The organism is Sinosporangium album, from assembly GCF_900100605.1.
Classification (GTDB): domain Bacteria; phylum Actinomycetota; class Actinomycetes; order Streptosporangiales; family Streptosporangiaceae; genus Sinosporangium; species Sinosporangium album.
The window spans coordinates 1-22151 of record NZ_FNCN01000042.1; the positions used below are offsets into that span (position 1 = coordinate 1).

General features: G+C 65.8%; 21 protein-coding genes. 13 read left to right on the top strand and 8 right to left on the bottom strand.

Features of this window, described 5'->3' with window-relative positions; translation table 11 throughout:
* Window positions 1–549, top strand: a 549-nt coding sequence (locus tag BLQ73_RS32850) for a DUF5919 domain-containing protein (protein ID WP_093174935.1), incomplete at its 5' end; no start/stop codon positions are given.
* A 3-nt stretch (window positions 550–552) separates the two neighbouring features.
* Window positions 553–1026 carry an NUDIX hydrolase gene (locus tag BLQ73_RS27395; protein ID WP_093174938.1) on the top strand — a complete coding sequence of 158 codons (474 nt, stop codon included), beginning with the start codon at window positions 553–555 and terminating at the stop codon, window positions 1024–1026.
* Here the strand turns inward: BLQ73_RS27395 and BLQ73_RS27400 are convergent.
* From BLQ73_RS27400 to BLQ73_RS27430, 6 genes are all read right to left on the bottom strand, one after another.
* Window positions 997–1560: an HD domain-containing protein gene (locus tag BLQ73_RS27400; RefSeq protein WP_093174940.1), complete on the bottom strand. Its 564-nt coding sequence runs from the start codon at window positions 1558–1560 to the stop codon at window positions 997–999. The two genes, BLQ73_RS27395 and BLQ73_RS27400, sit on opposite strands and share 30 nt — an antisense overlap.
* A gap of 22 nt (window positions 1561–1582) precedes the next feature.
* Complete coding sequence (locus BLQ73_RS27405; RefSeq protein ID WP_176955714.1) at window positions 1583–2011, bottom strand: GntR family transcriptional regulator; 429 nt, start codon at window positions 2009–2011, stop codon at window positions 1583–1585.
* 209 nt (window positions 2012–2220) lie between these two features.
* The gene (locus BLQ73_RS27410; RefSeq protein WP_338056660.1) at window positions 2221–3438 is read right to left on the bottom strand and encodes a helix-turn-helix domain-containing protein; all 1218 of its coding nucleotides are present in this window, start codon (window positions 3436–3438) and stop codon (window positions 2221–2223) included.
* On the bottom strand, window positions 3374–4150 hold the full coding sequence (locus BLQ73_RS31770) for a hypothetical protein (protein WP_143020470.1): 777 nt from the start codon (window positions 4148–4150) through the stop codon (window positions 3374–3376). Before BLQ73_RS31770 ends, BLQ73_RS27410 begins: the two co-directional genes overlap by 65 nt.
* A gap of 630 nt (window positions 4151–4780) precedes the next feature.
* Window positions 4781–5557, bottom strand: coding sequence for a hypothetical protein (locus tag BLQ73_RS31775; protein WP_143020471.1), 777 nt, complete (start codon window positions 5555–5557; stop codon window positions 4781–4783).
* Window positions 5558–6181: 624 nt separating this feature from the next.
* Window positions 6182–6910 carry a LysR family substrate-binding domain-containing protein gene (locus BLQ73_RS27430; RefSeq protein WP_093174953.1) on the bottom strand — a complete coding sequence of 243 codons (729 nt, stop codon included), beginning with the start codon at window positions 6908–6910 and terminating at the stop codon, window positions 6182–6184.
* Window positions 6911–6997: 87 nt separating this feature from the next.
* On the opposite strand from BLQ73_RS27430, the gene BLQ73_RS27435 reads away from it, so the two are divergent.
* Complete coding sequence (locus BLQ73_RS27435; protein ID WP_245691472.1) at window positions 6998–7336, top strand: DUF5997 family protein; 339 nt, start codon at window positions 6998–7000, stop codon at window positions 7334–7336.
* Window positions 7337–7721: 385 nt separating this feature from the next.
* On the top strand, window positions 7722–9032 hold the full coding sequence (locus BLQ73_RS27440) for an alpha/beta hydrolase family protein (protein WP_245691474.1): 1311 nt from the start codon (window positions 7722–7724) through the stop codon (window positions 9030–9032).
* 40 nt (window positions 9033–9072) lie between these two features.
* Here the strand turns inward: BLQ73_RS27440 and BLQ73_RS32855 are convergent, their stop codons facing one another.
* Window positions 9073–9240 carry a hypothetical protein gene (locus BLQ73_RS32855; protein ID WP_176955715.1) on the bottom strand — a complete coding sequence of 56 codons (168 nt, stop codon included), beginning with the start codon at window positions 9238–9240 and terminating at the stop codon, window positions 9073–9075.
* A gap of 261 nt (window positions 9241–9501) precedes the next feature.
* On the opposite strand from BLQ73_RS32855, the gene BLQ73_RS27445 reads away from it, so the two are divergent.
* The 8 genes from BLQ73_RS27445 to BLQ73_RS27480 all read left to right on the top strand — a co-directional run bounded on the left by BLQ73_RS27445 (window position 9502) and on the right by BLQ73_RS27480 (window position 19909).
* The gene (locus BLQ73_RS27445) at window positions 9502–10152 is read left to right on the top strand and encodes a nuclear transport factor 2 family protein (protein ID WP_093174958.1); all 651 of its coding nucleotides are present in this window, start codon (window positions 9502–9504) and stop codon (window positions 10150–10152) included.
* A 231-nt stretch (window positions 10153–10383) separates the two neighbouring features.
* Window positions 10384–11571: an epoxide hydrolase family protein gene (locus BLQ73_RS27450; RefSeq protein ID WP_338056661.1), complete on the top strand. Its 1188-nt coding sequence runs from the start codon at window positions 10384–10386 to the stop codon at window positions 11569–11571.
* Between the two features lie 745 nt (window positions 11572–12316).
* Entirely contained in the window at window positions 12317–12976 is a 660-nt protein-coding gene (locus BLQ73_RS27455; protein WP_218126040.1) for a HEAT repeat domain-containing protein, read from the top strand.
* 6 nt (window positions 12977–12982) lie between these two features.
* A complete protein-coding gene (locus BLQ73_RS27460; protein ID WP_093174963.1) occupies window positions 12983–14008 on the top strand; it encodes a MerR family transcriptional regulator in 1026 nt (341 codons plus the stop codon).
* Between the two features lie 182 nt (window positions 14009–14190).
* Complete coding sequence (locus tag BLQ73_RS27465; RefSeq protein WP_093174966.1) at window positions 14191–15576, top strand: hypothetical protein; 1386 nt, start codon at window positions 14191–14193, stop codon at window positions 15574–15576.
* Window positions 15577–15660: 84 nt separating this feature from the next.
* The gene (locus BLQ73_RS27470; protein WP_093174968.1) at window positions 15661–16911 is read left to right on the top strand and encodes an AAA family ATPase; all 1251 of its coding nucleotides are present in this window, start codon (window positions 15661–15663) and stop codon (window positions 16909–16911) included.
* On the top strand, window positions 16908–18149 hold the full coding sequence (locus BLQ73_RS27475) for a vWA domain-containing protein (RefSeq protein ID WP_093174971.1): 1242 nt from the start codon (window positions 16908–16910) through the stop codon (window positions 18147–18149). The genes BLQ73_RS27470 and BLQ73_RS27475 overlap by 4 nt, the downstream gene beginning before the upstream one ends.
* A 302-nt stretch (window positions 18150–18451) precedes the next feature.
* Window positions 18452–19909, top strand: coding sequence for an MDR family MFS transporter (locus BLQ73_RS27480; RefSeq protein WP_245691475.1), 1458 nt, complete (start codon window positions 18452–18454; stop codon window positions 19907–19909).
* Window positions 19910–19946: 37 nt separating this feature from the next.
* Here the strand turns inward: BLQ73_RS27480 and BLQ73_RS27485 are convergent, their stop codons facing one another.
* A complete protein-coding gene (locus BLQ73_RS27485) occupies window positions 19947–20690 on the bottom strand; it encodes a TetR/AcrR family transcriptional regulator (RefSeq protein WP_093174976.1) in 744 nt (247 codons plus the stop codon).
* A 139-nt stretch (window positions 20691–20829) separates the two neighbouring features.
* On the opposite strand from BLQ73_RS27485, the gene BLQ73_RS27490 reads away from it, so the two are divergent.
* Complete coding sequence (locus BLQ73_RS27490) at window positions 20830–21573, top strand: NAD(P)-dependent oxidoreductase (RefSeq protein ID WP_093174979.1); 744 nt, start codon at window positions 20830–20832, stop codon at window positions 21571–21573.
* The last annotated feature ends 578 nt before the right edge of the window (window positions 21574–22151 follow it).

Genomic DNA, 22151 nt, shown 5'->3' on the forward strand with positions numbered 1-22151 from the left:
CTCTCACCCGCCCAGGTGGCGGCTGCGTCCGGGAGCGAGGTCGTCACGGTCTACCCGCACCGCTGGGCCGTACCGCAGGACGCCTGGGGACGGCTGTTCGCCTCCGCGAGGCGGGAGATCGGGGTGCTGGTCTACAGCGGCCTGTTCGTCGCCGAAGACCGCAACCTGGTACGGCTGTTCGCCGACAAGGCCGACGCCGGAGTACGCGTCCGGATCCTGCTCGGCGACCCCGACAGCGCCGAAGTCGCCCAGCGCGGCGCGGATGAGGGCGTGGATGAGGCCATGGCGGCGCGGATCAGGGCCGCTCTCGTGCTGTACCGGTCGCTCCGCGCACGTGGGACGGTCGAGATGCGGCTGCATCAGACGATCCTGTACAACTCCATCTACTTCGCCGACGACGAACTCCTGGTCAACACGCATGTGTGGGGACGGCACGCCACCGACGCGCCGGTCATGCACCTGCGCAAGGCACCGGCCGGGGACATGGCCGCGCTCTACCTGGAAAGCTTCGAAAAGGTCTGGGATCGGGCCGTCCCGCTAGACTCCTGACCCATGGCGCGGCGCATCGACTTCCACGACGACCCGGACGCACCGGCCGCCAACAGCATGGTCCCCTCGGTGAACGTCGTGGTCGTCAACGACGCCGGAGACCTGCTGATGATCCACCGCACTGACAACGACAACTGGGCGGTCCCCGGCGGCGCGATCGATTTGGGCGAGTCGCTGACGGACGCCGCGGTCCGGGAGACCCGCGAGGAGACCGGGATCGACTGCGAGATCACCGGCCTGGTCGGCATCTACACCGACCCCCGGCACGTGATCTACTACACCAGCGACGGCGAGGCCCGCCAGGAGTTCTCCATCATGCTCACCGCCCGCCCTGTCGGCGGGCAGCCCACGACGAGTACCGAGTCGCGCGAGGTCCGATGGGTGCCCCGCGACCTGGTCGAGGCGCTGCGGATGGACCGGTCGATGCGGCTGAGGATCGGGCACTACCTAGCCGGAGGCGGGCCGCACCTCCGATAGCTCCCGCTCGATGCTCCGCACCGCCGAGGTGATGCACCCGGTCGCCTCCCGGATCGAACGGCTCACCACATGGTCTGCCCCGTAGCGGGCGTAGATCTCCGCCAGCCGGCCATCGACGTCGACCGGCTCACCCACGGGGCTGGTCGTCATGTCGCAATAGGTCATCGCCCGCACCATGCGCGGAGTGTCCTGCGGGAACTCCGCATGCAGCACATCCAGCAGCCCCCGCTGATCAGCTTCGAACACCGCGCACGAATGGTGCGCGACCAGACTGCACAATCGCTCATCGGCCCCGCACACATCCCGCAGATACCGCGCCCCGTCAAGCTGATGCGCCCCGGTGTCCACCAGTTCGGGCGCATACCCGATGTCGTGCAGCCACGCGGCGGCGGTCAGCAGTACGGCATCCGCCCCCAAAAGCGGGGACAGCGTCTCGGCCCGGCCCGCCACCCCACGCGAATGGTCGAAGCGGCGGGGAAGCGGGCGTTCGAGCAGCTTGCGCGCCAGATCGCGAGCCCATGCGATGTCTCCCATGGCCTTCACGATAGGCGCGAGGTCAACAGGGATCTGGTGTGGTGGGCGGACTGTCATGGGTCGTTTCTCGTTGCCCGGTGTAGACGACCCTGCGGCCGATGCCCTTCACGCAGGTGATGCGGCCCTGCTCCTGCAGGAGCCGCAGTGCCTTGCGCATGGTGGCCCGGCTGCACTGATACACCTGGGCGAGTTCCAGTTCAGTGGGAAGGAGCGAGCCAAGGGCGTACCGGCCGGCGGCGATCCGCCGGGACAGGTCCTCGGCGATCTCCTGGTAGCGGTGGAGCAGGCCCGGCCCCCGGTCGTCGAGGCGGCGCACCATCCAGCCCTTCGAATGGACTGCGACCACGATCTCAAGATCGGCCATCGTCTTCAGCGCCCGCCGCACCGTGCAGCGCGACCTCCCGAACCGGGCGATCAGCACCGTCTCGGAGGGCAGGTAGGAGCCCGGCACTCCCGGAGGACACCATGGCCAAGCACGTCCCCCATGCACTTGAAGCTGGGGAACGGGGTTGAGTTCCTGATGGCCGGTGCCTACGCCTGGAACATCTCCCACCGCGACTTCCTGATGCACCCCAAGCCATCTTCCGCTACCGGGGAAACAAAACCAATCAATACGAGAGACCCGGATACCTTCATTCGGGTCTCTCGCGAGGAGGGTGATCAAACAATCCTGAGAACTGGCCGAGTGTCGTCGATTCCCAGAAGTTGTCGAACGCGATTGGGCTTCCAGGCCAACTCGGCGGCTAGGCGATTGACAGTAAGATCAGCATGTTTTTCTGCTAGTTCAAATGCCTTCCATATTATGGTGGGCTGTTCGCCAGGATAGCCGTTTACCGGTTCTGGTGAAAATCCGGGAAGATGCTTCAGGGTATTCAGTCGCTGATAGGCGCGACTTATGGTTGCGTCAGAGACTAGACCGAACTCTCTATAGCGATAGATCAATGAATGAACTGAGACGCCCCAAGTCCTCTGCAAGGCAACTAGCTGGGAGAAATCAATTCGTGGAGATAGGAGGGGGTGAAGGCTTGTGCGAGGAGTCAGAAACTCGGCGGCGAACATATCTGCCTCCCGCTCCTGTTGAGCCTCGCCTGTAGCGACAGCATGAAGTACTAGATGACCCAATTCGTGGGCTGCGCTGAACCTGTGGCGATAAACATCATCGCTCCGGTTCGGTGTAAGCACAGCCAGGGGTCTCGGTAGGCCGCTACTTGAGAATGCATCCGTTTTGGTAGCCGTTTCATCAGGGCCTGGTGTCACTACAACTATTCCGTGTGCCTCTATTTGTCGAACTAGATGTCTAACTGGGCCCTCGCCTAGATTCCAGTACTCGCGCAGTTGCCTCGCAGCCTCTACGGGGTCTCGCGATAGCTCTATTCCCGGATGTATCTCCCCGCCCGCGAAGCCGGGTAGATTCACCGGAGGGAGCTGCACTCTTTTCTCAAGCGCGTATGTTAATTCCCAAACCTGCTCAGCGAAGCTCAACGCCTTATTTCGTTGTGTTCCGGATGTTGAGCGAAGGGTGCGGAAGTGGGCCATCGAAGAATCTAGCTTTCCGTGTGGCCGTCCAGCTAGAAAGAATGTGATTGGCACATCGAGCACTTCCGCCAATCGGGGAATGAGGTCAGGGCGCGGGCGGGTGCTTCCGGTTTCGTACTGGCCTACTGCGGCGGGTGATACGCCAATCCCCGCCGCAATATCTTTTTTTGTCATCCCTGCGAGATATCGTGCCTGAGTCAGGCGGGCAGGATCAAATCCTTCCCAGACCGCCTTGGGAGTGATAGGACCCTGAGGGACTCCGGGAAGGGAGAGTTGATTATCCTTCATTGTTTTCGGTGGTATCTGCTTCTGCGGATTCTCGTTCGGTGATTGGCGGAACATTCCGCTTCCGGTCAGCCTCTGGCCTAAGCCTAATTTCGGCCTCGGGCAAGTCTCCGGTGTCGAAGTTGGCGCTCTGATTAGAGGCGTCAGTTGACTTGGCCTTACCTGCTGGGAGAAGTGACGCGGGTTCGCCAACCCATTCGAGTTCGCCGCTATCGGTGAGTAAGGCAGCCTGTCCCCACCAAGCTTGTTGAACTCCTGAAAGGTTCATGACATAGGGGATTAGGACAAGCTGAGGGGTAGGTGCTAGCCTTGCTAAGGCTTCTCGCACTTCAATTTTCTCGTTGTCCTCCATTCCATCGAGGGTGGGAGCTTCCCAGGAGGAGGCAGGCGAGAAGGTGAAAAGCTCTTTCACGATATGCGTCACCTTCTTGGGCCACCTGGCGCCGGGTTTTGCTCGTTCCTTAGTGTCATCCCTGTAGGGAAAAAGCAGCACGTTGTGGACAACGACGAGCTTGTACCAGACGCGCAGACGTTCCACGATATGCGTGTTCGGGATCTCCAGAGCGTTTACGTGCTTGACCAGCTGATCGAACTGATTGGTCATTCGAGCGCCAGCGGCAGCGAACTGGAGGGTAGATTCCGCCTGCGCGTGAGTGTTAAGCATCGCGTTCTCGGTGGCGAGCAGGCTCATGATGACAGCCTCGGCAATCCGGTCGGCGTCTTCCTCGCCGAACAGGCTGACAGCCCATGGGGGTGCGACCTTCTCCATCTTGACCCTGCTCTCTCTGGCTAGACTTCCGAACAATCTATAACTCTATCACTCAGGCTTCAGTTGATCTAGTAAAAATTGCACTGGGGCTATCGAGTTGCGGAGCGCAGCATCACCTTGGTCTGTCGAACTCCACTGATGCCCTCCAGGTGTCACCAGTCAACCCCCATAGCTCCCATGACGCTGAAGTGCTCAGAGCTTGATCGTGCTACGCGTGCTGAGATCCACGCCCTTGGTGAGCTGAGCCATATGTTTTCGCTGATCAACGGCGATAATGGGTGTGGTGAGGCTGCCGTTACGGATCAGACGGTTTGGGGTCCGAGTCCTCTCGGCCGCGCCACATCAGAAGGCCCGTGAACAGGCGAAACGCTGTTCACGAGCCCTCGTGTTTGGCGGCTGGATCGCGTGATCTTGCCGCCGGCCCTGCTGACAGGGCGGCTCGGCTAGTCGCCGATCGTTTTCGCGAAGACATTCGCCGCTGAGGCTTCGGCTGCCCGCACCACGCAGGCGTAGACTCGGAGCGTGATCGCGGGATCGGCGTGGCCGAGGCGGCCACGACCACGTGCACGGGGACGGGGCTCTGGGGAGGAGACGGCCTCGATGCGTAGCGCAGCCAGTGCCGCAGCAGCCTTACGTAGGGTTCGGGGCAACTTGATCATTGACGTGACGCACCAGTCGTTCGAGGCACATGGCTACGTCCTCCCAGTGCCGATCCAGCCATGTGCCGGCACCTTCAGCGGCTCGGTGGCGCACGTTCTTCCGTAGGTCCTTGAGGCCCATGAGCAGGTCGGTGGGTCTCGTGGCATGGTCGCGTGAGTCACCGAAGAGACCAGCGTCTTCTGCGGCAGCGATGAGTTGGGCGAAGCTCAGCCTCTTCGCGCGCTTATTCACCAACTCCTCTAGGACCAACTCGCAGGCTGTGTGGAGTTCTTCGAGAAGCACTTCAGGCGCAATCTCCTCGAAATTCCAGGCAACGATCAGGTTTTCTGTGATGGAAAGCCTGGCGTGGAGACGCGGCACGGACGGGCATTCGTAATCGTATGGCGGGTAGTAGTAACTAGTCCTAGTAACCCCCCTTAGGGGGATAGGGCCACCTTGCTCCACGTGTCGGCCCCGCAGCATCAGGTCAGCGAAGCCCCGACCTATGCGAGCACGCTGTTCTGGGGAAAGCCCCTCAACCATGCATCCTTCGGCAACGAGGGGAAGATCGCGCTCAAGCCGGTAGCCGAGAAGGTCTATCCTGCGTGAGTTGCCGTCGATGGTCAGGACACAGTGACCGCGCTCGGCGTGACGCCATCGCCACGTGACATGGAGCTTGCGGGCCCTAGCCCGTCCGGCAGCCAGGCAGACGCGGACGACCGCTTCCTGCACTTCCGTATATGTGAACTTGAAGTCGAAGCCAGCCATACTGCACGTTCTAGCCGATCAGCATGGCCGGAGTGGAATGGCCGTGCGATAAGGAGGGCGATGAGGTCCTCGTGTGCGTGCACTGCCTGCACCGGATCCGTATCGCCCGCGGCAGCATGATCCCGGCTCCTGCGCCGCCGAGGGAGTCTGCCGCCCGGCACCAGTCAACCGTTCTTGCACGGGAAGATCGAACCTTTGTTGTCGGCAGAACCGTCATCGCATACGGAAGGTAGCTTCATGCCTTCAATCCGTGATGGCCGAGTCGGCGTGTAGCTGGTCTGCTGCAAGACAAGATCGCTAAACCGCCTTGCATGGCATGTTACGGGGCAGTTGATAGCTCTTGCTCTACGGATCTTGCCAACGCTTCGCTAACAACAGTGCCGCTCGTTCACGGCGAGGTTCAAGGCCGAGGCCATCGACGTCTACGCCCTCTCAGGAGCCCCGCAAGCCCGACATCGGATTGTTCGAGATCGCCGCCAAGCGGTGCGGCATGCCTCTCGCCGACGGGGGATGGAGGGGCGGTGACCATCCGGTTGCCGACATCGACGGAGGTGGACAGGCGGCTGGCTTCCGTACGGCAGCGCCGTACAGCAACGAAAGGTGATCGACGCATCTGTCTGCAGGTTACCGAGGCCGGTAGCCTTTCTTTTTACGGCTGGCTGGCGCGGCCCGGCGACGGGAGCCATTCTGTGCGGGTTTTTTTGCCTGCCGCTGTGCTGGTTTCTCCGCAGGGGAGGTGGGGGTACGGCCCCGCGAGCTGTTCACGGTCCGGCCGCGGACGATGCCGATGAAATCTTCCACCAGGTCAGTGGTCGCGTCGGTGGGCCAGGTCAGCGCAACCTGAGACTGCGGCGCGTCCGGCACCGGCCGGTAAGTGAGATCTTTGCGGTGGTGGAGGCGTGCCAGTGACAGCGGAACTAGGAGAATTCCAGCGTCGGCCGCTACCAGCTCGACCGCAGCCGCTGTTGTGGCGGGGTGGGTGAAGGCGGGCAGCCCGGGCCGGACCGTCCACTCGATGGTGTCGTCCAGAGGATGGAACACCTCGTCGTCGATGAGGTCGGCGATGGCCACTTCGTCGGCGGCGGCTATCGCGTGGTCCTTAGGCACCACGACCACTGTGGTCTCCACGTAGAGAGGAATCACGCTGAGTCCGTCCCGGTCGACCGGGAGCCTGGCGAAGCCGGCGTCGGCGCCGCCGTTACGCAGCAATCCCACTACCTCGGCGGCGGGGACCGCGACCAGGGTAATCGGCACGTCGGGCATTCTCTCGGTCCAGATGTTGACCCATTTCGCGGGTGTCACCCCGGGCACGTACGCCAGCCGAAACGTCCTGCCGGTCTCTCCATCAGTCACTTCCTCAGGGTACCGATGTCATAGGAACCTGTTCCGGCTGACTACTCTTGAGCCATGACCTCGCCCAAGCCAAAGACCATCCAGACAATGAAGCCCGCGACCGCGGCCAAGAAGCTGGGTGTCCTCCTCTCGGCCACTCCCGCCGAGTTCCAGGCGGGGGTCGTGTCCAGGGACGAGCTGAACGAGCTGCAGTCGACGCCACCCACCTGGCTCGTTGACCTGCGCCGCAACGGCCCGCACCCTAAGCAGGTCATCGCTGCGAAGCTCAGGGTCTCCATTGCCGGCCTGATCAGAGGTGGGATCACCGGTCCGCTCACCACCGCTGAGATCGATGCACTGAAAGCGGAGAACCCGGCGTGGCTGGAGCGCGAGCGGTCCCTCCAGACTGAGGTCCGCAAAGAAGCACTCCGCCTCAAGCAAGGCTAGACAGCTGAGATTTTGCACGTTCCCCAGACCCGTCTCCAGGTTGCCGCCACCGCCTCGCTGAGTGACTGTCTGGTGACAACGCCCGTGGACGAGGTCCACTCCCGTTGCGTGCACGGGCGTGGTATGTGAGTTGTCGCTGACAAGCCGAGCCCTGCCGCCGTACTCCACGCTTCTGCCCCTTCCAGGCGGATCAGGCGGTCAGGTGTCGTATGAGCCGCCCAGGGTTCGTAAAAGCCGATGGTGTCCTGCCAATGTTCAAGCCCTTCGGGCGCGATGCCGAACACTGCGGACGGCAAGGCATGTCAGCCGGTGCCCGGTAGGCCGCCTGGGGAGATCAGTCCGTCCCGCCCCGGCGCGGATCCACCCGCCGCCTGCGGACACATTCATGGGTCATGTGACAGAGCCGGTGGACGCGGGCAGGCCGTACGGCGGCGCTGGTGCGTCGGCGTACACCGTCCGGTGGGGCACCTCCCAGAGCACAAGGGGCCGGATCCTGCGCGGCGGCGTGGTCGCCGCCGGGCTGCTTGCCTTCATGGCGACCACGTCGGCCGCGTCCGCGCAGTCCGTGCCTGCCTTGTCCGCGTCCGTGCCTGCCTCGGCTGGCCTTTCGCAGACATTGAGCAGCACGCTCTACCTGCCCAAGCCGACCGGTTCGCATCCGGTCGGCACCACATCCCTGTACCTGAAAGACACCTCCCGCTCAGACCCCTGGGTTCCTTCGGTGAAAGCCCGGGAGCTCATGGCCTCCCTGTGGTATCCGGCCAAGTCGCCGGGCCGTAAGCGGGCTCCGTACATGACACCCAAGGAGTCCGAGCTCCTTCTGAAGAGCGGGGGGATCACCAGCGTGCCGGCCGACACGCTGAGCAAGACGCGGACCAACGCCTTCACCGACGCCCACCCGGCAGGCCGCAGGCACGGTCTACCTTTCATCGTGCTCTCTCCCGGTCACACCAAGCCCCGGACCGAACTCACGGCGCTGGCCGAGGATCTGGCGAGCCGAGGCTACGTGGTGGTCGCGATCGACCACACCTACGAGAATGTCGCCGCCACCTTCCCCGACGGACGGGTCACCACCTGTGTCACGTGCGAGATCAACAAGAACCCGGCGTGGTGGGAGAAGCTGGCGAAAAGCCGGGCGGCCGACGTCTCCTTCGTGCTCGACCAGTTGATCGGGTCGCACTCGAAATGGAAGCACGCCCGGCTGATCGACCCGTCTCGTATCGCGATGGCCGGCCACTCCGCCGGAGGAGCGAGCACCATCGCGACCATGCTCAAGGACTCCCGGGTACGCGCTGGCATCAACATGGACGGCACCACAGACCTCCGGATCCCGGACAGTGGGCTGTCGCGGCCGTTCCTGTTCCTGGGCAAGCCGGCCACCTACACCCCGGGTAAGGGAGAGGCAGCCGCTACATGGGAGCGGGACTGGAAGCAGCTGAACGGCTGGAAGCGCTGGCTCCTGGTGACCGGGGCGGAGCACACGTCCTTCACCGACCTCGGCGTGCTGGCCGACCAGATCGGCATCGACGTCGGTGCCGACATACCCGGTGTCCGCGCCATGGACATCACCCGCAAGTACGTCGCGGCCTTCTTCGACCTGCACCTGCGTAAGCAGCCCCAACCCTTGCTGGACAAGCCATCGACCCGCTACCCCGAGGTCAAGCACTGCTCGGTCGAGACGAAAACCTGCCAGTAGGATGCTGCCCGGTGCGGGCCCGGGCCGAAGAGAGGGCGGATCATCCGCCGCGTCGCGCCTGCTTAATACGCATGTAGCAACGGCATAAGGATGCCTTCTTGCGCCGCTTCTTCGGCGGCTTAGTCAACCCTTTGAGGATGCCGTCCATGCTGTCGGCCGCACCGCGCTCCACCTCATCCGGAGCGTGAGATGAGGTGATCGGGTCCATGGCGTGAGTGAATCTCGGCCAGGCGCTCGGTCACGTTGAGATGGGTGCCGTCGGACCGGTGGTCGTGTCGCAGCCTTCAGGCGCCGGTGGGATGAGAGCCGACTGATCGAAAGCCCCAGCTCAGGGGGTCTCAGCCGGGGCGCGGTCGAGTTCGTTTAGGGAATCATCGCACGCCAGGCGCTTGACGGGACAGAACACATCCATAAGGATTTATCGTCTTAATCCGTTTCTATTGCAACGTTCCGAAAGGGTGGAATTCCCTTGTCCGAAATCCCGCTATGGCTCCAGGGGCGTTCCGCGGTGGTTGCCGCCGCGGATTCGAGCGAATGGCGCGGCGGTCTGCCCGACTACGATCTGTCACACGAAGTCATGCCGCAGCAGCGGACGCATCACTTCGAGCCCGACTCGCTGGAGGCCGTGGTCGAGCGGATCGTGCAGGTCTTCGAGATGGAGGTCTCGCACAAGAAGGATCCGGCGACCTGGGTCTCGATGGTCACCGAGCGTTTCAGAACCAACGTCAACGGCGGTCCGTGGGCCACCGCGGCGGATATCGCGGAGATCGGCAGCTACAACATCCTGATCGGGGACAGCGTCTTCTACCGGAGCCGGCAGGAGACCTTCGATTCCTCACACCGCGTCTTCCACAGGGCATTCCCCGGAGGATTCTTCTGGGAGGTTCTCGAAGTGCTCAGCCCGCCACCCGTTGTCACGTTCAAGTGGCGTCACTGGGGCGCGTTTGAGGGTGAGTACCAGGGTTTCCCACCCAACGGGCAGACGGTTGAAATGTACGGCATCAGCGTGGCAAAGCTCTCCGATGACCTGAGGCTGGTGGAGGTCGAGCACTACTACGACCCCAACGATTTCCTCGGCAAGTTGACCGGCGGCTGCCCGGTGGCGCACGGGGAGTCGTGATCGCTCGGGCCTCGGTCATTCGCTGACTCCACGGCCGGACTGTCGTCGGTGGGGCTGTTCCCTTGCCCCCGGTCGACGTCCGGCCCTTCATCTCCTCGGGTAGCGTGACCGTGCCGTGGGGAGAGCGGTCGCCGAGGGTCCTGGGCGTCTGCAGAACCGCTGGGCGGCCATCGCTGGCCTCGTACGGACGTGTGCTCGACCGGTGACGGCCGGGCCTGGAATCATGCCCGCATGATCGACATGAACCACCCCAGCTCCGCCGAGCGCGTCGAGCCGTTCCGCCTGGACGTCGCGGAAGCCGATCTGGCCGATCTGGGCGAGCGCCTGGACCGCACCCGCTGGCCCGACGAACTGCCCGGCGCGGACTGGGATTACGGGGTGCCACTCGCGCACCTCCAAGAGCTCGCCCGGTACTGGCGGCACGACTACGACTGGCGTGCCGCTGAGGCCCGGCTCAACGAATGGCCGCAGTACACCACCCGGATCGACGGCGCCCGTGTCCACTTCGCTCACATCCGCTCACCCGAACCCGGTGCCACGCCCCTGCTGATGACCCATGGCTGGCCCGGCTCCCTGGTCGAGTTCACCCACGTCGCCGGCCCCCTCACCGACCCGGCGCGGTACGGCGGGGACCCCGCAGACGCCTTCCACCTGGTGCTGCCGAGCATCCCGGGCTTCGGCCTCTCGGGTCCCACGCGCGAGCGCGGCTGGGAACCGCGCAGGGTGACCGCGGCCTTCGCCGAACTCATGCGCCGGCTCGGCTACGAGCGTTACGGGGTGCAGGGCGGTGACTGGGGCGCCGCGATCTCCCGCGAACTGGGCCGTACGCGCCCCGAGGTGATCGGTGTCCATCTGAACCTGCTGCCCAACGGCTACATGGCGCGCGAACCCGGAGAGCTTTCCGGACTCTCACCGCAGGAGGCCGCGAACACCCGCCGGTCCTGGCTCCGCTTCCAGGCCTGGGTACGCGACCAGCAGGGCTACGCGGACATTCAGTCGACCCGGCCACAGACCCTGGCGTACGGCCTGACCGACTCGCCGGTCGGCCAACTCGCCTGGATCGCGGAGAAGTTCCACGAGTGGGCCGAACACCCCGTGGACCGTGACCTCCTGCTCACCAACGTCATGCTGTACTGGCTGACCGCCACGGCAGGCTCCTCGGCACGCATCTACTACGAGCGCGCGCACGCGGACTACTGGGGCGCACCGCCCGAACCCTCCACAGCACCGACGGCCGTCGCCCACTTCCCCCACGACAATTTCGTCCTGCTGAAGCACATCGCGCAGGAGACGAACAACATCGTCCAGTGGACCGACCACGACCGCGGCGGCCATTTTCCCGCGCTGGAGGAACCGGACCTACTCGTCGACGACATCCGGAGGTTCTTCCGCCTCCTGGGCCTAGGGGTTCATAACTGAACGGTAGTACGAATTGCTGCGTGCGCCTCGCTGCGCGCGATTGGGGTATGTCGGTCCAGCACACCCCATTCACGGAAGGTGAGAGTGAAGAGCAGTGCCGAGATGCGGCATCAACTGCGCTTCCAACTCCTGGACACCGGCCGCGTTCTCCGAGCCGGTCCAGGAGCCGGTTGGGGATGATCTGTTCTGGACGCTGGTGCATCAGTCCAGAGGGGTGAGCAACCACCCGCGTGATCAACTTACAGGGCCGAGATACAGGCCCACAAGCCCGTGCGATGAGGTGCCGGGTGTGGTCGCGGAGGCCGAGGGCGGTCAGGTCTTCCAGGGGTGGATGCGGCTGTCGAGTGTTCCGGTGGATTCGGCGGCTTTGGTGGCGTGTTTTGGCGACGTTAGGAGGCGACTGCCGTACCGGTCAACTCCCCTTCGGTGGTGATGGGGCGCAGGTCGAAGCGGGCTGGTCAAGGGTCCACTGGGGTCGTCGGCCGGGAGTCGGGTGGCGACGGCGTCTGGACAGAACTGGCGATGTTGGAGTCGTCCCCCACAGAAGCTGGTATCTGGATGCACGGTCAAAGAGGGAACGTGAGGTTCACCGACGAACCCCATACACGCCCGCCCACCCGTCACACGTGACTTTCATCCCCGTGAGCCACAGAGTGACCGCGCCGGGCCCCTGAGCAGGAGGGCCCGCTTGACCTTGACACCGTGACAAGGCTTTCACTGCGGCCAGGAGGTGGTCTCGGTGACTATGCCGAAAGAGGACACGGACATGATGCGGGCTCTCCAAGGGATGGAGGGCAACTCATCGGTACGGCTGCAGGCGGTGCTGGCGATCGGCACGACCCCAGATCCGCGGTTCGTCGACAAGCTCATTGAACGAAGCGCGATCGAGCCCGATTTTTACGTGCGGGACATGCTCACGTGGGCACTGACCCGCCATCCGGCATCGATTACGGTCCCGAAGCTCATCGATGAACTCCGCTCGGAGCGTGCGCAGGCACGCAGCCAGGCGTTGCACACGCTGTCCAAGATCGGGGATCAGCAGGCGTGGCCGGCGATCACACGGGCGCTTCTGACCGACGCCGACGACGAGGTGGCGCGGAGCGCCTGGCGAGCAGCGGTCGTGCTCGTGCCGGAAGGTGAAGACCCCGAGTTGGCCGAAGTGTTGGCGACACAGCTCGGGCGTGGCGAGCGTGAGACGCAGTTGAGCCTCAGCCGGGCGCTGATCGCGCTCGGGGAGGCGAGCATGCCGACTCTGCGCGCCGCGATGACGGATCGCGACCCTCGGGTGCGTCAGCACGCGATCGCCACGGAAAGGCTGTTGCGCAATCCGGACGCCGGGTTCGAGTTTGCGATCGAGGAGGCGAAGCGCATCGTAGTCCTGGGCACGAATAGCCAGGAGGGGTGATGGGCAGTGTTGATCGGTGACGTGGCGCGGCGGTCCGGGGTCAGCGCCCGCATGCTCAGGCATTACGAGTCGCTCGGCCTGGTGCGGCCAACGGGCCGTACCGAGGGCGGCTATCGGGAGTACTCCAGTGAGGACATCCGGCGGATCTTCCATATCGAGAGCCTGCGTTCATTGGGGCTGTCGCTGCGTGAGGTCGGGCGCGCGCTGGATGATCCCGGCTTCAAGCCCTCAGAGCTCGTCGACGAGCTCATCCGCCAGACGCGCGAACGCATTGCGTTTCAGACGGAGCTGCTGACGCGGCTCCGTCGGATCGGTGCCGCGGAACCCACCGACTGGGCGGACGTTCTCCAGGTCGTCGCGCTTCTCCACGCATTGGGGTCGGAAAGCGCTGGGAAACGCCTGCGCGCGGCCTTGTCCTTGGTGGAAGAGGTTTCGGTGCCAGTGGAAGCTCTGGTCGAGGCGACGTTGAGTGAGACGGACCTGAACGTCGCCGGAGCCCTTCGGTGGGCTCTGGAGCAATCGGGCGGTGGCGGATTGGTGCTGCTGGCGGAGGGGCTCGGCTCGCCGGCAGCCGAGGTGCGGAGACGTGCCGCGCGGTCGATCGCCGAGATTCGGAATGATGAGGCGACCGTACTGCTGCGGAAAGCCCTCACGGACTCCGACATCGTGGTCCGCAGGAATGCGGCTCTGGAACTCGGAGCACGGGGAGTGGCCGATGCGGTCCCGACGCTCATCGAGATGATCGTCGAGGGAGTGAACGACGTCGCTGCAGCCGATGCGCTGAGCGCGCTGGCGAGTGATCCCGCGTTGGCGGATCAGATCGCCACTAGGCTCGTCGACCGCCTCGCCCGCGGTGCAGTCGGCCATGCCCACGATGCTGCTGAATCGTCTGTACGTGGACGGTTGACACAGGCGCTCGCGGAGATCCCGGGGGACACGGTGTCACGTGCTCTCGAAGATCTGTCACATGACGAGGACCGTGTCGTTGCGCTTACCGCGACAGCCATTCTCAAGGTACGCAACACGCGATAGCGGTGCACGGTAACGGTGCACGATAACGGTCCTCCCCGGGGTGCTGTGTGTGTGGGAGCGGGCACCACCATGAAATCCGGCATTTCATGTGATAGCGGTTTTCGTGCGGGCGGATATATGCTGATCAAGATGAATACCTACTTCAGCAGATTGGGGGCCCCGTTCGAGCAAGGTGAGTGCTGATGCGCTCCTGGACTGCGAACGAGGACTCCCGTCTTTCCTTCTGGCTGCACGTGCGCAAGTTCGCCGTACCGCCATCCATGATCGAGTCTGCGACTGCCCGCCGTACCGCCGGGGACTGGGCAGGAGCATGTGCCGCGGCACGCGTCGACGTTGATCTGAATCTGCGCTCCGCGGCTCAAGCCCACGGCCAGGAGTTCGCGGCCCTCCTCCGGGCCGACCTCCGCCATCTGGCTCCCGACCTGCTGCGCTGGCATATGCCGAGGATCGCCCCTGACGGCCTGCTGCGCCCCGGCCTGACCGTCTCTCTGGCCCGATACCATCCAGCGTCGCATGGCGGCAGCCGTACGGTGCACCTCGCGGCCCGGACTCCGCCGGCTTGGGCGGATGCCGGTCAGCGGATGAGCCTGGCTCTGTGGGACGGGCCCCGGTCGGGGATCGGTCCGCATCCGCATCCTCGTCCTCACCGCCGCTTCCGCCTTGACCTGCACCGCCACCTGTGGGACGCCCGCAGGCTCGGTGAGCTACGGGTCCGTTCCGGGGCGGACCGGCCGCCCGCCGATGGCCATCCCGCTTGGAACCTGGATGTGCCGCTGGAGCGCGGCTGGGCCGTGGACCGGTGGGCGGCCGAGGCGTGGATGCTGCTCCGCGAGGAAGGGCGTGCCGGTGGTGCGGTCGCCGTACGACTCGGGGGGCGGCGTCAGCTGGTGCTGGAGCCCGCAGTGGACAGGGCAGCCTCCGGGCTGCCGACGCTGCGGATTTCGGCGGCCCCTGCGAGGGGCGGCGGGTCGGCGCTGCCGGTGCTGCCCGACGCGGCGACGTGGGTGCTGCCCGACCTGGCGTTGCTTCGCGCCGGGCTGATCGAGGCCGACCGGCTGCACCCGCTTGTCGCGTCCGCGCTTGTGCCGGGCCATCCCCCGGACAGCGCTGCACGGATCCCGTACGGCGCAGCCCAGCGACGCGTGGTCGAGTGCCGTGGTGCCCAGCACCGGATCGCTCTCGTCGACGGTGTGCTCGTCCCGCTGGACCACGATCCGGCGGAGATCCGCCGCGAGAAGTTGCTGGCCGCGCTGACCGGCACCCCGCTGCCCTGCCTGCAGGTGATCGACGAGGCACACCGTGACCCGGAGTGTCTCAGCGACGTCCGCGCATGCCTGGACCACGGCGACACCACGGGTGCTCTGGCCGTCGTTGAAGATCTTCTCGGACCCGGTGCAGCGTTGCCCAGGGGCGCCCTACAGGACGAGTTGGAGACGGCGGCACTGCGGCGAATCGCTCATGGGCTGTTCCGGGCCGGGCTGACCGGGTTCGGACAGGGCCCGGCTACCCGGCCTGACCGCCGTACCGGCGGCCACCGCGCACGTCCGCGCCACGCGATGCCCCGCTGATTCGCGGCCTCCCCCTCCTCGCACTGTCTCACCGCGTTCCTGTCCCGCCTCCATTCGGCTCGACCAGACCTCAAAGGTGATCTCATGCCCGCATCCGTCCTGCCCGCATCTCCGTCCACTGCCACCGCGTCCAGGCTGGACGTCGCCGCCGATCTACTCGACCTGCTCCACGACACGGCCACAGAACTGCGCGTCGATACGCAGTTGGAGGCCCTGACCCTTGCCGTGGCAGCCGACCTGCCGGTGCTGCTGTGGGGAGAGCCGGGGATCGGCAAGACCGCGGCTCTGGAGCAGCTCGCCGTAGCCCTTGACCTACCGCTGACCACGGTGATCGCCAGTGTGCACGAACCATCTGACTTCTCCGGCCTGCCCGTGGTGGGTGACGACCCCGCGGTCCAGGGCATCCCGATGGCCCCGCCGGACTGGGCCGTACGGCTGGCGCGGACGGGCCGAGGGCTGCTCTTCCTGGACGAACTGTCCACGGCGCCGCCGGCCGTACAGGCCGCTTTGCTCCGCCTCGTGCTGGAGCGGCGGGTCGGCGCCTTGCGGCTGCCCCCCGGAGTCCGGATCGTGGCAGCCGCCAATCCGAGGTCCTCCGCGGCCGACGGCTGGGAGCTGAGCGCACCCCTGGCCAACCGGTTCGTTCATCTGCAGTGGGCTCATGACCACGAGGTCGTGGTACGTGGCCTTGGCGGGACCTGGCCGCGGGCGTCGCTGCCACGGCTCGACCCGGATCGGTTGTCAGAGGCGGTTACGTTCGCCCGACGTGCGGTATGCGGGCTCCTCGCCGCCCGTCCCGCACTCGTGCACCGGTTGCCGAGCAACGAAACCCGCAGGGGCGGTCCATGGCCCTCACCCCGCAGTTGGGAGATGGCACTGCGTTTGATCGCCTTCGCCACCGCGGCGAACACATCCCGGGATGTGCTGTCCATGCTGGTCCGGGGCACGGTAGGGGACGGTCCCGGACTGGAACTGCTGGCCGGTATGGACCGGATGGACCTGCCCGACCCTGAGACGCTGCTGGCCGACCCGGCGGCGGCCGACCTGCCGGAGCGGGGCGACCTGCGCCAAGCCGTACTCGACGGCGTGGTGGAGGCCGTCCGGAAGCGGCCGGAGAAGTCCCGCTGGGACGCAGCGTGGGCACTGCTGGTCCGAGCGTTGGAGACCGGAGCCCCGGACCTGGTGGTCGTACCGGCGAGCACGCTCGCCGCGCTGCGTCGCGCGGATTGGGATGTCCCGGCGTCGATTGAGAAGCTCGCCGGGGTGGTGTCCTTGAGCAGGCAGGCGGACAAGGCCGCGGTTCGGACCGCAGCCGCCATGGGGCCGAACCGATGACGCCCGGCGTGGCGGAGACCCTGGACCGCGAGAAGCTCTTCGCCGCACGGCTTCTCGCCGCCCGGGCTCGGCCCTATCTGGCGACGGCGCTGTTCGCGCTGCACACGGTGGAGTCACGACGTGTGCCGACGATGGCCGTGGACCGCGACTGGCGCTGCTACGTCTCGCCGGCGTTCGTTGATCGGACGCCCGTGGAAGAACTGGCAGGGGTGTGGGTGCACGAGGTCTCCCACCTGCTGCGCGACCATCACGGGCGTAGCGACCGGGTCGCCTTGGAACGAGGATTGACCGGACCGGGGGACCGGCTGCGGATGAACATCGCCGCCGACTTCGAGATCAACGACGACGTGTTCGGGGACGGGTTGGCCCGGCCCGAGGGCGCCGTCGAACCGGGGCTTCTCGGGTTGACCGAGGGGGAGCTCATGGAGGACTATCTGCGCCAGTTCCGGCTCGGGCCGTACACACAAGATCTGGTCTGGCTGGACTGCGGCAGCGGCGCCGACGGGCTGGAACGGGAGTGGGACCTCGGACCGGACGGTGCGAACAGGCTCAGCCCACAGGAACGAGACGCGGTTCGGTTCCGGGTAGCGGAAGGCATCACCGCCCGCCCCGGAAACGTCCCGAAAGGGTGGCAGCGGTGGGCGGAGGAGGCGTTTCACCCGCCACAGCCGTGGCGGGAACTGCTCGGCGCGGCGGTTCGCTCGGCGGCCTCCGGCGCGGGCGGGGGTGAGGACTACACGTACGGCCGGCCGTCGCGGCGGTCGGCCGGCCTGCCCGGCGTTGTCCTGCCGAGCCTGCGGCGCAGGCCGCCGCGGGTCTCCGTGGTCATCGACACATCCGGGTCGGTCAGCGACGCCGAACTGGGCAGCGCACTTCTCGAGGTCGCCGCGATCGTCCGCGTCGTGGGCGGTCGGCGCGACCTGGTCAGCGTACTGTCGTGTGACGCGGCGGCCCAGGTTGTGCACTCGATGTGCCGTGCCGAGGGAATACCGCTGGTGGGCGGTGGCGGGACGGATCTGCGTGCGGGCTTCGCCACGGCGCTGCGAGCAAGGCCGCGGCCAGACGTCGTCGTGATTCTGACCGACGGTCAAACCCGCTGGCCGGATGCGCGGCCACCGTGCCGGACGGTGGTGGGACTGTTCCCTCGGGCAAGGCGGCAGTCCTCGTGGGACGAGGACGATCCCGATTACATGCCGGACACACCGCCCGAATGGGCACGGGTGGTCGTCATCGGATAGCTGTTCCGGACCGCCTCGTGGATGGGAGTGTCGTCAATGAAGGCTTCGAGCATGAACAGCGCGGAGTGCACGCGACGGTACGGCCACGCCTCCGTAGGCCGGTCGGCGGGGTTCGTGGGCCGAGGATGCTGTCGGTGCGGGAAAAATCGGGTGACATTTTGTGTCACTTGCCGGAATGTTGAGCGCGGTCGACGGGTTTTGTCGGTGGCGTACGTCAGTCTGTACACGCCCACAACGTGAGACCCCGGGCTGGGACGCCAGCCATGACCGAGTCACGTCCGACAACCCCCGATCGAGGTACCGTGCCCAGCCCGAAGCTCGACTCACCTGCCAAATCCGCGACCGTGGCACCAGGTCGCACTCCGGCCGTGATCCGGCTGCTGGTGCTCGCCACGTTCGTGGTCATCCTCAACGAGACGATCCTCATCAACGCGATCCCGCGGTTGATGGAAGCGCTGCACATCACCGAGCAGACCGCCCAGTGGCTCTCGACGGCCTTCATGTTGACGATGGCCGCTGTGATTCCGGTCACGGGATGGTTCCTGCAGCGGGTCGTCACCCGCCGGGCGTACGCCGTGGCGATGGGTCTGTTCCTGGTCGGTACGGCGGTGGCCGCCGTGGCGCCGACCTTCGAGGTGCTGCTGGGCGCCCGCATCGTCCAGGCGGCCGGGACGGCCGTGATGATGCCGCTGCTGATGACCACGCTGATGCAGGTGGTGCCCGTCGGCGATCGGGGCCGGGTGATGGGCAACGTGAGCCTGGCCATCTCGGTCGCACCCGCGATGGGCCCAACGGTCTCGGGGGTGATTCTCCAGTTCGGGTCGTGGCGCCTGCTGTTCGTCGTGGTGCTCCCCATCGCCGCCTTGATCACGTGGGGCGGTCTGAAGAAGCTTGAGAACGTCGGAGAGCCCCGGTTCAGCACGGTCGACTGGTTGAGCGTGGTGACGGCGGCCGCCGGTTTCGGCAGCCTGGTCTACGGCCTCAGCCAGTTCGAGGGCGGTGACGTCGGCGTCGCCGCCACGATCGTGGCGGTCGGCCTGCTTCTCATCGCGGTCTTCGTCGTCCGCCAGTTGTCGTTGCAGAAGCGCGGCGTGCCGCTGTTGGATCTGCGCGTCCTGCTTCACCGCACCTACACGGTCGGGCTGGTTCTGATGTCGGTCGCGTTCCTGGCGATGCTCGGCTCGATGATTCTGGTGCCGCTGTATCTGCAGAACGTGCGCGAGCTCAGCGCCCTGGAGGCCGGGCTCCTCATGATGCCGGGCGGTCTCGCGATGGGGTTGCTCGGTCCGACGGTCGGCCGTCTGTTCGACCGGTTCGGCGGCCGGGTCCTGGTCATCCCCGGCTCGATCGGGATCACGCTCTCGCTCGCCGGCTTCACCCAGGTCACGATGACCATGCCTTTCTGGCAGCTCCTGGGTCTGCACGCGCTGCTGATGGTGAGTCTGGCCGCGATCTTCACCCCGGTGTTCACGCTCGGGCTCGGCGCGGTGCCACGTCACCTCTACTCCCACGCCAGCTCGATCCTGAGCACGCTGCAGCAGGTCTCCGCGGCCATCGGCACCGCGCTCGTGATCACCGTGATGAGCGCGCGGGCCGACGCCTTGAGAGCCACGGGGGTCGCGGAGGCGGTCGCCAGCCTCGACGGCATGCGGCTGGCCTTCATCATCAGCGCGGCGCTGTCCGTGATCGTGGTCGTCACGGCCTTGTTCCTGCCGACCCGGGCGGACAACGCCGGTGAGCTTGAGGGGCCTGTCCATTAGGGCTTGCCGCGACAGTGGATCTTGGCGTTCCGTGCCGCTATCCGGGAGGTGGTGGCGCTGATCTGTCGGCGCCCGTCTGACGAAAGGGCCCTCCTCGGGCCGGGGCACCCGGCCCGAGGAGGGCCCTTTCGAGGCCGTCGAGGATCAGGTCGAGCCCGAACGTGAACTCGTCCCCGTAGGCGTAGCCCGGCTGAAGGGCGTGGTCTGCGATCATCTCGGCGAGGTGAGGGTAAACACCTGCGGGCATCCGCTGGACGATTGTTTCCGCCATGTCCTCCAGCTCTTCCGTCGTGCGGAACGGCAGGTTCGACTCCTGCAGGACGAATCCGTAGATGTAGCTGTCGAGGGCGGAGAACGCGTGGGCGGCCATCCCGATGGAGAACCCGGCGGCCCGGAGGCTCCCGATGACGGAGTCGTGGTGCCGCAGCGTCGACGGGCCGGGATGGCGCCGCGACTCCATCAGCCCGAGTGCCCACGGGTGGCGCGCGAGCACGTGGCGGGCGGAGACGGCGCGCCGACGCATGGTGGTCTTCCAGTCGAACTGGCCGACCGGTAGCTCGATCTCGCCGAAGACCACGTCGACGATCCCGTCGAGGATCTCGTCTTTGTTCGCCACGTGGTGGTACAGCGACATGGCCTCGACTCCGAGGTGCTCGGCCACCTTGCGCATGGTGACCGAGGCGATGCCCCTTTCGTCGGCCACCTGTACGGCGGCCGCCAGGATGCGTTCTCGGCTCAGCGAGGTCCGAGGCGTTCGTTGCCGACCGGGGCTCGATGGCATGTGCGGTCTCCCGATGATCCCTGGCGTTCCCAACGCTCAGGGCTTGACTGCCTTACGTGCGTAAGGATAGCGTCCGCCGTATCTTACAAGTGTAAGGATCAGCGGCCCTGCGGCCGGACCGGAACAGAGGGAGAAAGGCATGGACACACACGGAGGTTCGGGGAGAGCCGGTGCTCCGGGGCGCAAGAAGAGCAAGAAGGTCTGCGTCGTCGGGGCTTCGGGGAAGCTCGGTCGCTACATGATCCGGCACGCTCTGGACAGGGGCTACGAGGTGGTCGGCGTGTGCCGTGAGCAGAGCGTCGGGAAGCTGGAGGAGTTCGCGGGGCGCATCACGATCCTGCCGGGGGCGACGAACGACCGCGAGGTCATCAGGCGCGCGGTCGCCGACTGCGACGGGGTGCTCACGGTGCTGGTCCCGTGGGGGATCCGGCAATACTCGACCGGGACGGCCCAGGCGGTGCTGGATTACGCGCCCGAGGGGGCGCGGCTGGTCTTCTCGTGCGGGTGGCACATCACGCGCGACGGGAAGGACGTGTACGGGCTCAAGCTGCGCACGATCGTCAAGCTCTTCGGCCCGCTCGCGCGGCTCGCTCGCATCGCGGACCTCGACGACCAGGTGGAGGCATGCCGCCGGGTGTTCGCCAGCGGCACCCGCTGGACCGTCGTGCGAGGCAGTGACCTGGAGGAGGGCGAGAGCCAGGGGCTGCCGGTCTGGAGCCGGCACGTCGGTGACCCGATCCTCAAGAGCAATCTCACGCGGCGGGTGGATTTCGCGCTGTTCATGGTGGAGGCCCTCGTCAATGACGAGCTGGTCGGCGAGGCTCCGGCGATCGTCGGCCGCCAGACGCCGTCGGCGCGTGCGCACGCCCGGTCCGCCGCCTGACCTCGGCACCGCTCGCCACGGCTGATCCCGCTCCGCGGCCGTCTTCCCCCGTGAACCCGGACAGCCCCGTGAACCCGGACAGCCCCGTGAACCCGGACAGCTCCGTGAACCCGGACCGTGAAGCCGGTCCCAGGCAGGACTTCGCCAAGAACAGTGAAACTCATGGCCTCATTTTCACGGGTGTCGAGAGCTTGTCCTTTCTGCATTCATTGGCGTGCAAGAGCGCAGGGTATCAGCGTAGATATTTCCGGTCAAGGATTTCGTGGTGATAATTCTTTTGCTGGAAACTCTGTGTTGATATAAATCGCATGGCTCTCTACCCCGGCCCGTGCCCTCCGGCCACGGCCGGAACGCTCAAATGTGCCGACTCTATTTTCGCGATCTCTTTTCAATGGACGTCGGCTGATGCCATCCGAGTCCGGACCTTTCAACGATGTCGGTCATAGTGCTTTAAGACGTTGGTCAAAAGCCTTCGTGATAGCCGACCTTCCGACGGTCCTGTGTTCTGCTGGAAGTGTGCGGCCTCTTTTCGAGAGCTCGCGCGTAACGGGTGGCCCGTGAACACGGGTGGCGCCAGG

Coding starts and splice junctions, on each gene's coding strand:
- BLQ73_RS27395 (WP_093174938.1), top strand. CDS start 553: ATGGCGCGGCGCATCGACTTCCACGACGACCCGGACGCACCGGCCGCC.
- BLQ73_RS27400 (WP_093174940.1), bottom strand. CDS start 1,560: ATGGGAGACATCGCATGGGCTCGCGATCTGGCGCGCAAGCTGCTCGAA.
- BLQ73_RS27410 (WP_338056660.1), bottom strand. CDS start 3,438: ATGTTCCGCCAATCACCGAACGAGAATCCGCAGAAGCAGATACCACCG.
- BLQ73_RS31770 (WP_143020470.1), bottom strand. CDS start 4,150: ATGGAGAAGGTCGCACCCCCATGGGCTGTCAGCCTGTTCGGCGAGGAA.
- BLQ73_RS31775 (WP_143020471.1), bottom strand. CDS start 5,557: ATGGCTGGCTTCGACTTCAAGTTCACATATACGGAAGTGCAGGAAGCG.
- BLQ73_RS27435 (WP_245691472.1), top strand. CDS start 6,998: ATGAAGCCCGCGACCGCGGCCAAGAAGCTGGGTGTCCTCCTCTCGGCC.
- BLQ73_RS27440 (WP_245691474.1), top strand. CDS start 7,722: ATGGGTCATGTGACAGAGCCGGTGGACGCGGGCAGGCCGTACGGCGGC.
- BLQ73_RS32855 (WP_176955715.1), bottom strand. CDS start 9,240: ATGGACCCGATCACCTCATCTCACGCTCCGGATGAGGTGGAGCGCGGT.
- BLQ73_RS27450 (WP_338056661.1), top strand. CDS start 10,384: ATGATCGACATGAACCACCCCAGCTCCGCCGAGCGCGTCGAGCCGTTC.
- BLQ73_RS27455 (WP_218126040.1), top strand. CDS start 12,317: ATGCCGAAAGAGGACACGGACATGATGCGGGCTCTCCAAGGGATGGAG.
- BLQ73_RS27465 (WP_093174966.1), top strand. CDS start 14,191: ATGCGCTCCTGGACTGCGAACGAGGACTCCCGTCTTTCCTTCTGGCTG.
- BLQ73_RS27470 (WP_093174968.1), top strand. CDS start 15,661: ATGCCCGCATCCGTCCTGCCCGCATCTCCGTCCACTGCCACCGCGTCC.
- BLQ73_RS27475 (WP_093174971.1), top strand. CDS start 16,908: ATGACGCCCGGCGTGGCGGAGACCCTGGACCGCGAGAAGCTCTTCGCC.
- BLQ73_RS27485 (WP_093174976.1), bottom strand. CDS start 20,690: ATGCCATCGAGCCCCGGTCGGCAACGAACGCCTCGGACCTCGCTGAGC.
- BLQ73_RS27490 (WP_093174979.1), top strand. CDS start 20,830: ATGGACACACACGGAGGTTCGGGGAGAGCCGGTGCTCCGGGGCGCAAG.